This window comes from Vagococcus lutrae (assembly GCF_003987555.1).
GTDB classification, from domain to species: domain Bacteria; phylum Bacillota; class Bacilli; order Lactobacillales; family Vagococcaceae; genus Vagococcus_A; species Vagococcus_A lutrae.
On record NZ_NGJW01000004.1, the window covers coordinates 109,053 to 122,089 of the forward strand.

The 13,037-nt window shown below is 36.9% G+C and carries 13 protein-coding genes; 4 read left to right on the forward strand and 9 right to left on the reverse strand.

Annotation, left to right across the window (positions count from 1 at the left end; genetic code table 11):
* Positions 1–2 precede the first annotated feature (2 nt).
* The 3 genes from CBF33_RS04250 to apf form a co-directional block, all read right to left on the reverse strand.
* Positions 3–3,185, reverse strand: a complete 3,183-nt coding sequence (locus tag CBF33_RS04250; RefSeq protein WP_126761914.1) for an AAA family ATPase — start codon at positions 3,183–3,185, stop codon at positions 3–5.
* Positions 3,182–4,342 (reverse strand): exonuclease SbcCD subunit D, encoded by a 1,161-nt coding sequence (locus tag CBF33_RS04255; RefSeq protein WP_126761916.1) that lies wholly within the window; start codon positions 4,340–4,342, stop codon positions 3,182–3,184. The genes CBF33_RS04250 and CBF33_RS04255 overlap by 4 nt, the downstream gene beginning before the upstream one ends.
* A 112-nt stretch (positions 4,343–4,454) precedes the next feature.
* Entirely contained in the window at positions 4,455–5,042 is a 588-nt protein-coding gene (apf, locus tag CBF33_RS04260) for an aggregation-promoting factor (protein ID WP_023605460.1), read from the reverse strand.
* A 416-nt stretch (positions 5,043–5,458) separates the two neighbouring features.
* On the opposite strand from apf, the gene CBF33_RS04265 reads away from it, so the two are divergent.
* The 4 genes from CBF33_RS04265 (at position 5,459) to CBF33_RS04280 (ending at position 7,409) form a co-directional block, all read left to right on the forward strand.
* Complete coding sequence (locus CBF33_RS04265; RefSeq protein WP_023605461.1) at positions 5,459–5,911, forward strand: hypothetical protein; 453 nt, start codon at positions 5,459–5,461, stop codon at positions 5,909–5,911.
* Positions 5,912–6,001: 90 nt separating this feature from the next.
* A complete protein-coding gene (locus CBF33_RS04270; RefSeq protein ID WP_023605462.1) occupies positions 6,002–6,262 on the forward strand; it encodes an autorepressor SdpR family transcription factor in 261 nt (86 codons plus the stop codon).
* A gap of 11 nt (positions 6,263–6,273) precedes the next feature.
* The gene (locus CBF33_RS04275) at positions 6,274–6,891 is read left to right on the forward strand and encodes an SdpI family protein (RefSeq protein ID WP_126761918.1); all 618 of its coding nucleotides are present in this window, start codon (positions 6,274–6,276) and stop codon (positions 6,889–6,891) included.
* A gap of 35 nt (positions 6,892–6,926) precedes the next feature.
* Entirely contained in the window at positions 6,927–7,409 is a 483-nt protein-coding gene (locus CBF33_RS04280) for a DNA-deoxyinosine glycosylase (RefSeq protein ID WP_126761920.1), read from the forward strand.
* A 124-nt stretch (positions 7,410–7,533) separates the two neighbouring features.
* Here the strand turns inward: CBF33_RS04280 and CBF33_RS04285 are convergent, their stop codons facing one another.
* The 6 genes from CBF33_RS04285 to CBF33_RS04310 all read right to left on the reverse strand — a co-directional run bounded on the left by CBF33_RS04285 (position 7,534) and on the right by CBF33_RS04310 (position 13,036).
* The gene (locus CBF33_RS04285) at positions 7,534–7,968 is read right to left on the reverse strand and encodes a hypothetical protein (RefSeq protein WP_126761923.1); all 435 of its coding nucleotides are present in this window, start codon (positions 7,966–7,968) and stop codon (positions 7,534–7,536) included.
* 196 nt (positions 7,969–8,164) lie between these two features.
* Positions 8,165–9,343 (reverse strand): amidohydrolase, encoded by a 1,179-nt coding sequence (locus CBF33_RS04290; RefSeq protein ID WP_126761925.1) that lies wholly within the window; start codon positions 9,341–9,343, stop codon positions 8,165–8,167.
* Entirely contained in the window at positions 9,333–10,229 is an 897-nt protein-coding gene (locus tag CBF33_RS04295) for a Gfo/Idh/MocA family oxidoreductase (protein ID WP_126761927.1), read from the reverse strand. Before CBF33_RS04295 ends, CBF33_RS04290 begins: the two co-directional genes overlap by 11 nt.
* Positions 10,229–11,113, reverse strand: a complete 885-nt coding sequence (locus CBF33_RS04300; RefSeq protein ID WP_126761929.1) for an ROK family protein — start codon at positions 11,111–11,113, stop codon at positions 10,229–10,231. The genes CBF33_RS04295 and CBF33_RS04300 overlap by 1 nt, the downstream gene beginning before the upstream one ends.
* 17 nt (positions 11,114–11,130) lie before the next feature.
* A complete protein-coding gene (locus CBF33_RS04305; RefSeq protein ID WP_126761931.1) occupies positions 11,131–12,096 on the reverse strand; it encodes an acetylxylan esterase in 966 nt (321 codons plus the stop codon).
* A 10-nt stretch (positions 12,097–12,106) separates the two neighbouring features.
* Positions 12,107–13,036, reverse strand: coding sequence for a GNAT family N-acetyltransferase (locus CBF33_RS04310; protein WP_126761933.1), 930 nt, complete (start codon positions 13,034–13,036; stop codon positions 12,107–12,109).
* Between the last annotated feature and the right edge of the window lies 1 nt (position 13,037).

The following is a 13,037-nucleotide window of genomic DNA, read 5'->3' on the forward strand; positions in this document are numbered from 1 at the left end:
CGTTAAAGTAATTTCTTTTCAATTCGACTACGGCCATTGCCAAGTTTTTGTATCACTAATTGTGGCGAAATTCTAGCTTTCATCTCCGTCACGTGCGAAATAACACCTACCATCCGACCACTTTCTCCAATTTTTTCCAATGCCATCATTGATTTTTCAAGCGTTTCCTGGTCTAAAGAACCAAATCCTTCATCAACAAACAACGCTTCAATTTGCACGCCACCAGAATGAGCTTGTACGACCTCAGCCAGTGATAGCGCAATAGACAGAGCGGCAATAAAACTTTCTCCTCCGGATAGCGTTTCAGTAGAACGACGTTCATTCGTATCAAAGTCAAAGACATCTATTTCTAATCCAGTTTGAGTCGCGTAACTGCCTACATCCTGATTTAATACAAATTGATACCGTCCATTCGTCAATTCAGAAAAATAATGAGCATTGGCATACTCTAATACTTCTATTAAATACGATTGCAAGACAAACCGTTCTAAAGTTAAGCGATGCTCGCTCTTACCAGTTAATACTTGAACCAATTCCTCAAGTTCACGAGCCATCGCTTCATCATTGCCTAGCTTTTCTTGCAACGCTTCTAGCTGCTCTTTGATTTGTGTGAGTTGAAGAGAGTCTTTAACACTTGCTTGCCAGTATCGGTCTGCTTTAATCGTTTCTTCTTCTAAATCTGAGAGTGTTGCTTCTAAAAGAGTTAAATCTGGACGTGATTGGTCCCCAATCTCTTTTTTCAACACTGCTACCTTTTCTTTTGTCGTCGTTAACAGCGTATCAAAACGTGCCACTTCTGCAACTAAATTCGTAAGGACTTCCGAAGAGAATAAAGCTAATTGTTCGATAAACTCATCCCAATCCTTCGTCTTCATCTGTCCTTTAAACGCATCATTTAGTTTTACTTCAAGGTGCTCGGCTTGTTCAGATAATTGGCGAACATATTTCTTTTCTTCAGCTAAGCGACTTTCAACTTTAACCGTACGTGTTTGCTGTGCCTCTTTTTGCTCTTTTAGTTTTAATTGTGTTTGGTCAAAGCTCTCAATCTTCTCAGTTAATTGTGCTACTTTTTCTTTTAAGACATCAGACGACTCTAAGGTAGGTTCTGAGTCTGCGATACTTTTCAAACGTGTTTGAATAGCACTCATATCAGCTAAGGCGTTTTGTTTAACAGCTTCAGCCTCTTGTTTCTTCACTAATAAATCATCATACTCTTCATCTAGTGACGATACTTTTTCCGTTAACTCCTGATACTGTGTTTTTTGTTCACTCAATTTCTTAGCTATATCAGATAACACAGTCGCTAGATACTCTGTACTGCGTATTTTATCAGACCACTCTGCTTCAAACACAGCGCTTCCTTTTGAAACGAGCGCATCATAGGCGGTGTGATAAGCTTGTTCGCTAGTTGACACCTCTTCTATAAGTCGCGCGACATCTTTTTCAGCAAGTTCACATTTAGCAGCTAAAGAGGATAATCGTTTTTCTAACAACTGACATACTTTTTCTGCCTCTTCTAATTCTTTAAATGCTTCTTTTAACGCCTCTTCAGACATCTCTTCTGCCTCATGTTCACGATAAGGATGTTCCTTACTACCACAAACTAAGCAAGCTTCACCATCTTGTAATTCCAGTCGTAGTTGGCGAATCATCAAGTCTTGACGTCGACTTTTCTGTCTGTCATACGTCTCACGTGCTACCTCTAATTGTTCCATTAAATCTGTTTGTTGTAATATCAATGTGTCATAGTCGTGTTTCTGTGCTTTTTGTTGTTGTGTCAAGTCATACCAATGCTGCTCGCTCTTTTTTAATGTATCCAGTTGCCACTCCAATGATTCTAGGATGACTACGTGCTGTTCGAAATGGATTAACTCAGCTAATTGTGTTTGAATGACTTCTTTTTCTTCTTTTAAACGTCTTTGGTTTACATCGTATTTCTCTATGACTTGAGTTATTTCGTTTATTTTTTTCTCTAATAGTTTTTGTTCACGTTTCTTTTCAAAGTGTTCCTCAGCCAGTGGTAACTTTTGTAACACGATTGAATGTTTCTCTTCCTCCCACTGTCTACGCTCTTCTTGACATTTCTCAAGTTCCTGCCAGTTAACTTCAAGATCTTCCCTATCCTTTTCAAGTGACGCTAACTCTTCGCTTAGCGTTTCCTTAATCTTTTGATGCTCTGCTAAATCACGTGTCACTTGTGTTCGCTCGAGATAGAGCGGGCGATATTGCTCCAAATACGTTAAGTGCTCGATTTCTTGTCTTTGCTGTGCTTTTGATGCTTTTTCAGCAAGTAAGGCTTCTAAACGTGCTTCATCATTGTTTAACTCAGTAAATTTTTGTAAAAGCGTCTTCGCTTCTTCCACGACTTGTCGTTGTTTATCTTGCTGTTCTTTCACCTTATGATACTGTTGCTCCAACTGTTCATTATGTTTTAACATGGTTGCCAGTTTTTCTTTTACACTAAATAATCGTTCATCATCCGTCCGAAACATATCAATCAGAGCTTGTTCCTCTTCATCCCATTCAATCTGCTCGAAGAGTGTCTGCCACTGTGTTTTTAAATGATTCATCTTTTTAGCTATCGTTGCCCGTTTTTCTTTCATATTTTCTGTAAAACGGTCATAGATTTCCGTACCAAACAATTGCCTTAAAATCGTTCCTTTTTCATCACTTTTTGCTGAGAGGAACTGACGAAAATCATTCTGCGGTAATAAAATAATCTGACGAAATTGGTCAGCCGTCAATCCTAATAATTCGCTCACTCGTGCATCGACTTCATTTTTCTTCGTAAATGCCGTCCCTGTTTCTTCGCCATCAAAATCTGTCAGTTCGACAAACGTTTGGCGAGTTGGTTTTTTTACCAGTCGTTTTTCATTTTTAGCATCTAGCCATTGCTCTGGGTAACGAACGACCTGATAGTAACGGTCATGATGTTCAAAAATAAAACGCACACTCGTCTCATCGGCACCAGTTGCAAAATCACTACGCATTTCTTTAGGTTCGCGACTACTCGTTCCTTCACCAAATAAAGCATACGTCATCGCATCAAAAATCGTCGTCTTGCCTGACCCCGTATCACCGCTAATTAAAAACAAGGCGGAATCCTCCGACACAAACTCTGTAAAATCAATATCAGCCTGACGATGTGGCCCAAAATAATTCATCGTTAAACGTAATGGTTTCATGATTGCCCTCCTTCCTTTCTAAGCGAAATCAACATTTCTTCCGTCCACTCTTGCTGCCTGTCACTCAGCGGTTGACCCGTCATCTCTTCATAAAAGGCAGCAATCATTTCTTCCTCATTCAACGACGTGCGCTTTCTCATATGTTGAATTTCCATATCGCCACTTGTTTTTTCTAATAAATAATGCAATTCTACGATATCCCCATAAATCTCACTCAATCGCTGACGTGGATTTTGGTCTAATGGACGATTGGTTAATTTAATACTAAAAAAGGCACTTCCTTTAGCTGGTTGCTGCGTGTAAAATTCAGACGAGCATAGTTCTTCATACGTGCCTTTTAATACAATTAAATCTTTTTTCGGCTGAATCGGTATAAAACGTGTCGTAAGTTCCCCGTCTAATTCAACAATATAGACTCCTTTTTGATTCTTCGCTTCCTTTGTATTAAATTTAACTGGCGACCCACTGTAACGCATTTTATGATTAGGACTTGCTTGATATAAATGCAAATGTCCTAGCGCCACATAATCAAACGCTTGAAAATGACTCGCAGCAACCGCGCTCAATCCGCCAACCGTCGACGTCGTTTCGCTTGTTAATTCGTAAGCTTCATTGGCTTCTCCTTGCACATGAAAATGGGTCACTAACAGTTGATGCTTTTCTGGATGAAACTGTGTCGTCATCTCGTTTATCACTAACGGCATGGCATCGTTTATCGTTCTAATCTCATCCGGTTCTTTTTCAAAATAAATTCGAGCATCTATCGGATCAAAAAATGGGAGTAAAAACACTTGGGTTGTGTCCGTTTCAATCGGCTTCAAAGCGTCCGCTATTGTGGTCGCCAAGTGCAAGTGTTGTCGCTCAAACCACTCGCCACCAAATTGCAACCGCTGAGCGCTATCATGATTACCGCTTACCGCATAAATCGGAAAGCCATCCTCCATATTTAGTAGGTAAAACATCTCATTGAGCGCTTTAACCGCACTGACTGACGGTATCGCGCGGTCAAATAAATCCCCCGCAATAATAATCCCGTCAACCTTTTCCATTTTCGCAATCTCTCTCATCTGTGTAAAAGCATGCCACTGTTCTTCTAATAAATCAAAGCCATTTAATTGCTTACCAATATGCCAATCGGCCGTATGCAAAAGTTTCATAACGTTCTCCTTTACCATATACTCTCTACTTGTAAGTTTAGCATATTTCCTCTATTAGACGACAAAAAACCGCCTTTCCTAAGAAAGACGGTTTTCATTTCATTTATTCGACTTAGTACCAGCCGTTTGCTAACCAAAATGCTTGAGCATTTTCCCAAGAACCATAACGACCTGCTACGTATTGATCCGCAACACGTTCTTGGTTTTCTGGTGAGTAGTCACCATTTAAATAAGAAGCATCTAATTGATATTTACCAATATAACGACCATTTGTCGCATTGTAGTTATTCGTAGATTCTTTCATTGCAATCCACTCTTTAGCAGATGAGCTGTTTGCTACATAGCTTGATTGTGCAGGAGCTGCTTCTTGAACAGGTGCCACTTCTTGAACTGGCGCTACTTCTACAACTTCTTCAGCTGCTGCAACTTCTGCCTCAGTAGGCTCTGTGTAAACAACTTGTTTATCTGTGTCTAAAACTAATACTTGACCAGGCATAATTAAGTTTGCATCTTTGATTTCATTTTTATCTGCAATCACTTTGTATTGAGATGCGTCACCAAAATAGCGTAGTGAAATTGCTGACAATGTATCACCTGATTGAACAGTATGTTTTACTTCTGCTGCGTCTGCTTTCATACCTGCTGTGAAAAGTGCTGCACTCATAAGACCTAATCCTAAAATCGACTTTGTTAACTTCATGTTGAAAATTTCTCCTTTGTCATCTACATGTGTTTCGAGTAGATGGTTTATTTTTGCTACGGATACTATTAAAACATATCTATGTTACAAAACAATTGAAAAACCGTAACAACTTGCTATACTCTGTTACGAATCGTCACAGTTGATTATTTAATATAGGCAAACAAACAGTAAAAACCCTTTATTATTAGGAACTATCTCGCCCATCACAATTTAATTAACCTTGATATGCGAACACTCATTCTTTTTCATTTTTTTATTTAAAAATATTTTTTTTATCTTTTCTTCATTATTTCAAGCCTATTGTAACAAAATTGTTTCAATTGTTTCGTCTTTTAAAAGGGTCTTTATCTATAAATAAGCTATTTTACACGAGATATCGTATACTAAAAGTAAAGAAAGGGGGGATAATAAAAATGAAGCTCAATAGCCGTCGGATAAAACGCTCGCTCGTCCATATGCTCTTTACCCTTGTTTTAATTGCCCTTTTTTTATTTATCTTAAAAAAAGTCATTGATGTCTTTATTTTCAGAATTTCTAATGAATCCGTCTTATTAGAAATTTTGCAAATTGACTTTCGTGAATTAGCATCCGTTGGCCTTTTCTTAATGGTCTTATTATTTGGCTTATTTATCATTTTCGTGATTATCATGAACTTAATCGCTCGCTTTACTTCAATACCAAAAAGCGAGACGGAACGGATGATTCTCTTTTTCGAAAAATTAATCGTAGCACTATTCCCTACCCTCCTATTAGCTGGCTCATTAAATGCAGCGTCATTTACAACTATCACAAGTATGATTTCATTCTTTGCTATTTTTTCTTTTGTGTTTAAATCTCATTTGTGGGAACACAAGAAACCGGAATAACTTTTTATAATAAAAAAACCATCTAATTTGATAAAATTCAAATTAGATGGTATGCTCTATTTAGAAAAAAATCAAAATAGGAGGTTTACTATGTCGTCATCTCTCGAGCTATTCAAGGCTATCGGACACCCCATTCGATATGACATTATTGTATTGCTAAAAAAAGGGCCAATGACAGCAGGAGATATTAGCAGTCATTTCTCTCAGTCGCCAGCCACTATCAGCCATCATTTGAAGCAACTTAAAGAAGCTAAAATGATACGCGAACGAAAAGACAAGAATTATATTATCTATGAATTAAATCTTAGCGTCATTCAAGAAGCTATGATTTGGTTTCAATCATTCATGTAGGAGTGTGTCACATGGAAAAATTAATAAAAAAACATAAAGCCAGTCTTTTATTTTTCATCATCCCTTTTATGATTATCCTCATTCAGTTTTCAAATCTACCAGCCAAAATCCCTGTTCATTTTGATTGGAAATTTGAGCCAGACCGTTATGTTTCAAAAACAACCTTCTTAATGTTTCCCTTCTTCTTATTTTTATTACAACTTTTTCTACTATATATAGAAGATAAGAAAGGTGAACCTCAAAATCAAACAATCATGACCTGGTTTTATTGGTTACTCCCTGTCTTAACCTTATTTGTCACACTGGGATCGATACAAGTTGCCTTACATAATACATTTACTTTTATCAAGTTACTACCATTTTTGCTACCATTACTCTTTATTATCATTGGCAATATATTGCCACAAGTACCCCAAAACTATACTTTAGGGATTAAAATCCCTACAACCCTTTCTAGCGCAGATAATTGGTATCGCACTCACCGTGTAGCTGGCAGAACATGGGTTATCGGAGGCCTATTAATGATATTTAGTTCCCTGTTTTTTCCAACTCTTTTAGCGTTATACTTTATCTTACTAGCCTCTATTATTTTTGTTCCAATTATCTATTCGTTATATATCGCACATTAAATTAATTCTACCTAAATATTGAAAGGAAGAAACGTATGTCATTACAATCAGGCTTGGCACCCTTTATTTCAGAAAAAACAGAGAAACTCATATTAGGAAGTGCACCTAGTGTTCAATCGTTAAAACTGCAGCGCTATTACGGTAATAATGGCAATCAATTCTGGAAGATTGTCTTTACTTGTTTAGGAGAAAATGATCCGCTCGATTATTCCAAACGACTAGCACTGTTGGAAAAACACCGTATTGGCCTTTGGGACGTGTACGGTCAGTTTCAACGACAAGGAAGTATGGATCATCAGTTTGAAGCGACCAAACTCAATGACTTTTCTTTTTTAAACACGCATCAATCAATCACCACAATCATCGCAAATGGCCACACAGCTTATCAAGCTGCCTTAACGATACCTGAGCTAGAAAGTTTTCCCTTGATAAAGTGTGGCTCGACCAGCGGTGCTAATAATGGCCAACACAAAAAACGCCTGGCCGAATGGCAACAGGCGTTAACAACGAGCATTTAATTTATTTGGTCGAGGGGAATATTCATTGTCTTGAATACTTCTCCTCCGCTTCCTGTTTTGAATTAATCAATAGAACGAGTTTGTATTCAACTAATCAAGCCTATCTACACTATAAAAAACATATTTATTTTGAAGTTTCTATTTCTTTGATTTCAAATTCAATATTTGCAATTAAATTTTGAATTGTCTTTTTCAACTGTCTCAGTTTTTCTAGTGTTTGCTTTATCTCACCTTGCACTCTAATATCCGTAAAAACATTATCTAACCATAAGTCCAAAACTGTATCAGAAAATGTTTGACTTATGCGATTTGGTAACAGCATGTTAATATCTTCTAGCTCTTTATTCAGATGTTTCATTGACTTATTAAGTTTTAAAATATCTTCATTTGCCTCTTTAATTTTTCTTCTCTTTACCCAACTTGTTATAAATTCCCCTCCTAACATATCCCATACTCCCCAAGATTGAGCATTCTCTAGAGTATTTATAGCATTATCAATCGTTGTTATTGTTTTTTTGGCAGCCTCATGTGCTTCTTTAAGTTCTTTCAACCGATTCATCTCATTATCTCCTTTAATAACTATTGTAGATACCTTTTTTAGCATCTCTTATAAACTTTTACTTGTTTAATATATTCTATACTATTTATTTTAAACTACTTTCTATTTATAGGTAACAAAAAAACACCGAGATAAACTCGGTGTTTTCAACACTACAACGCTATTCTACAGCAAAATATCTCTTTGATTAACGTTTTTATATTGTATCAGATAACAAACTAGATAAAGCTATCAGCATTGTTTTAGCAGCAATTAGCATGCTTTCTTCCTCAATATCAAATTTAGGATGATGATGTGGATAGGCTATCCCACTTTTAGGTTTTGCCCCCACAAAAAGGTACGTGCTTGGTCGTTCCTGCGCATAATAAGCAAAATCTTCAGAAGCTGTATTTGCTTTTACTTCATGGACAGTAGCCACCTTATTACTCGAAAGTTCTTTTATTACTTTCTCAGTAGTCGCTTGGTCATTCACTAAAACAGGATAATCAGGAAGGTAGTTGACATCAATCTCTAATGAATAAGTTTCAGCAATTCCCCTAGCAAGTTTTAACACATGACTTTGAACGGTTTGACACATCTCTGGATTTAAATAGCGTACTTCGCCCTTCAATTCTACCTTATCTTGAATGATATTAGGGATACCGGTACCGTCAAAATGACCAATAGTTAAAACAACTAAATCACTAGGATCAACCATGCGGCTTGTTAAAGTCTGCAAGGCAAGGACCAGGTGACTAGCCCCCACAATAGCATCGTGAGCTAGATGAGGACTCGACCCATGCCCTGATTTACCCTTTACAGTCAGTGTAAACGTGCTACGACCTGTCATTGTCGGACCATAAGTGTAGTGAATCTCTCCCAATTCGATTGTACTCCATAAATGCAAGCCTAAAACATGATCGACATGAGACAAACAGCCCTCTTTTATCATGGTTGAAGCACCACCAGGCGGTATTTCTTCCGCTGGTTGATGCAATATCACGACTTTTCCTATCAATTCATCTTTATTTTCAGCCAATACGGAAGCTAATACTAGCATATAAGCCGTATGAGCATCATGTCCACAAGCATGCATCACACTTGGGTAAGCAGAAGTAAAAGGTAAGTTTGTTTCTTCATTTATAGGAAGTGCATCAAAATCAGCTCGCAAGGCAATCGTTTTACCTGGTTTGCCAGAATCAATCGTAATTTTTATACCGTAATTCCCTTTGAATTTCTCTCTTTCAACTGGTAACGATTCATAATAATCCCAGATAAAGTTAGCCGTATTCTGTTCATAAAAGGACAGCTCTGGATATTGGTGCAAATGACGACGGATATTTTGCATTTCAGAATACTTATGGCATAATTGTGCAGATAATTTCTCAATATTCATGCGTCTTCACTTCTTTCATTGCTGTTTCAAAATATTTATTGAATTTATCCGTTAAAGCGATGACTTCTCGCGTTCGTTCATAGTCAGTAGTACTATTTGATAAATCGAATTCCGCTAACACATTTTTTAATAGGTAATAATATAATGGCTTGTCTTCCGGCAGTGGATGAAATGATACTGTTTCATCTGACGTATGAATTTCGACGCTAAAATCACAGTATTGATTGATAGGCATCTCTAATTGAAATGAATATACTTGAGATGTTCCATCTATTTTAACCCTATCATTATCAATTTCGAAAGATAGGATTGTTTTTTCACCATTAAAGATTTCACAAAGTATCTCAACAGCGTGAATACCATACCAATAAAAAGAAGGAATGTTCTTTTCTAAAAGAAGTGGTGCCTTTATGACAACATGCGCTTTTTCTTTTGTTAAAAGGTAATGACGACATCTTTTAACAAAAGGGACATACCTTAAGCTAGATGATGAATTAAGTGTGATTTGCTTTTGACTTGCAAGTTGATAAAAAGAATCAATTTCTGATTTCTTATAGGACAGTGGCTTATCGACAAAAATAGGCTTGCCATAGACGACTAATTTATTAAACCATTCAAGATGATCATCTGCATTAACGTTTACTATCATAAATGCATCCACATCTTCTAATGGAACGTCTGTAATTTGGTTGTAAATAGGAAGATGACACTCCTCTTCAAACTTCTGAATAATATCAGATTCGCGATTGATACTGATTGGAATTTGCGAACTGGCATACCTTACTACTCCGACTACGCTCCAATCGAGCTCTTTTGATGTATTTAATAATCGTGTAAAAGCTAAAGCGTGAGAAGAATCCGTTCCGATTAAAATGATATTTTTCATCATTTAACCCCTAATCTATCTTTTGCTAGAAAGGCAGCGCCGATTGCACCTGCAAGCTCTCCAGTTTCGGCAATTTTTATCACCGTTTTTAAATTCGAATTTTCTTTAATATAACTTTCTAATAAAGGCAACCATAAATGGCTTGTAGTGGTCACGCCACCTCCAAGAACAATCACTTGTGGATCGACCGTGTTTTGGATTGAAATAATACCCACACCTAAATCATGGATAAAATCTGAAACTATTTTACGTCTTTCAGCTGTCAGCGTTTTAAATATATCTTCTGGCCAGTTCGTAGCGTGCTGACTCAAAGGAACCTCATGATGATAGCGATTGTTTAAGACACTACCAGATACATACTGCTCCCAACAGCCTTTTTTTCCGCAATTACATGACTTACCGTCTGGATATAAAATCATATGTCCATATTCACCCGAAGAAAATTGGCTCCCTGTCATGATTCGATCGCGATAAATAATCGCTCCGCCTAATCCTGTACCAATCGTCAAACACACCATATTTTGAATAGGGTCTTTCAATAGTTTATATTCACTGTACGCGGTACAATTTACATCATTTTCTACGTAACAGGGTATCGAAAACTCTTTTTCTACTCTTTCCTTAATTTTCGTTCCTGTCCATCCTGGTAAATTATCCGTCGCATAAAAAACTTCGCCCGTTTCCGGATTGATACGACCAGCACTTCCGATTCCGATACGATTTATAGGATACTCTTTTTGTAACTGTTGAATATTTTTAATCATATCAGCCATCATTCTTGTATGTTCAGTTTTTACCTTATTTTGATAAACTATATTATTTTCAGTATCAAGAATAATATAGATGGTCTTCGTTCCCCCTAAATCAATCCCCAGTGTATTCATATTGTCCTCCTATCTCGTTACTTATTAGAAAAAAATTGTAATATTTTGTCTCGCATCATAGGTAATGGTTCATGACGAAAAGTCGGATAAAAAACAATCTCTTTAGAGGCGTTTAATTGATTATACGCCGCTAGTTGACCTTGAGGCAAGCACGCTTCATCTTCCAGTGCACATCCCCAAAGTACGTCTGCTTTAACCCAAGACATAAAGTTTTTAATATCGATATATGCTAACTGTTCAAAAAGCCACTCAGATGTTTCTTCTTGAGGATCAAACTGTCTAAAGTAATAGGAAATCTCTTCTATAGTACTGTTTTTCACTTTTAAGTCCCATGTCAAATCTAAATCAATGAGAAAAGGGTAGACGACCCCTGCTTTTTTTATTTTAGGATGAAGAGCAGCACATGCTAAGGCAATACCACCACCCTGTGAAGCCCCTGTTACCATGATTTGTTCACTATCAATTTCTGGCTCTTCAGAAAAAATATCGACCGCTCTTACAGCATCTAAATACACATCTTTAAATAATAAATTTTTTGCCCCTTCATTTATTCCTCTCAATTTATGTCCACTAAGTGTTGAGCCACTTGTGATTCGCCTATCTTCCGACCAACCACCTTGGGCACGTGTATCCATTGCAAAAACTGCATAGCCCATTGAAACAATATCTAGTTTTTCAGACCAATCACCTGAGCCACCCTTATAGCCATGAAATTGCACAACCAATGGACAAGGATTTTCTGCCGTCGCCTGGTCTGGAATAAGATATTTACCTGCTATCCAACTATTTTGTGTACTTAAATAACTAACATCAAAGCACTTACTTCCGGGAAATTGAAATTCACTCGGCGTTTTATTTATCTTGATAGGGATACTTCTTAAATGCTGTAACTCTTGTTCCCAAAACTCATCAAAGTCTTCTGGCTTTTTAGATTTACCGCTATAATTATCAGCTATATACTTTTTAGCTTCTTTAAGTTGCATCTGTCTCCTCCTAGATATATTTTAAACTATAAGAATGAGGTAACTTATCACCGTGTTCAGATAAAAAGCCGTTTTTTAATTCAATAATAGAACCGGCATTTTCTTCTGACTCGTTGGGAATGTTCTTGAGATAATCGTTTAAAAACTTCTCTTGTTTTTCCTGTACGTGTAAGTCAACCTCCTCTACGTTTTCTTTTGTAAATAAGTGGTCTAATACAGTGCTAATAAAGAGTTCATCAGGTGTATACATATAAATCCTCGCACGTTTTTTTCCGTTTAATTCGACAAGATAAACAATCATATAGCCTTGTTTTCCAGAAGTATCTTTCAGTAAGTATATCTTCTGTTTCGCATTCATGACATTTGCTAATCCTTGTGCTTTTATAAGTTTTGGCAATTCATGAATATCATAAGGATATCCAGAATCTACCTGATTAATAGCTTTATACAACAAATAAGTATCATTCGTCGTACCTTCATATTCTTTCATCACAACATCATCTTTCAACTTGGGTTGTGAATAGGTAGCTGATGTCAAAAGGTATTTTTTAAAATGACCGTAAAACTGTGCGTGATTTCGCAAATACAGTTTCCCAGAACCTGATATTAAGACAAAAGAGGCTCCCGCCTCTTTTTGTTCAGTTAAAATAGCTTTTAGTACGTGATCGGCAATACGTTGCCCCCTATATGCTGGTGATGTACAAACTGAACCAATCGAAACACCTAGATAAGATGTTTGATTATCTTGATAGACAATTGGTACAACACCGATAAAGGAAACAACTTTTTCATCGATTATAGCTACTTTTGAATATTGATTATCTATATCAAACAGATAAGGGAATGAATCACGCATTTGACGGCCACCGTGATCAAACGAGCTCATAACCAATTGATGTATAGCATCCCACTCATGTGGATATGGTGAACGTATCTCCATT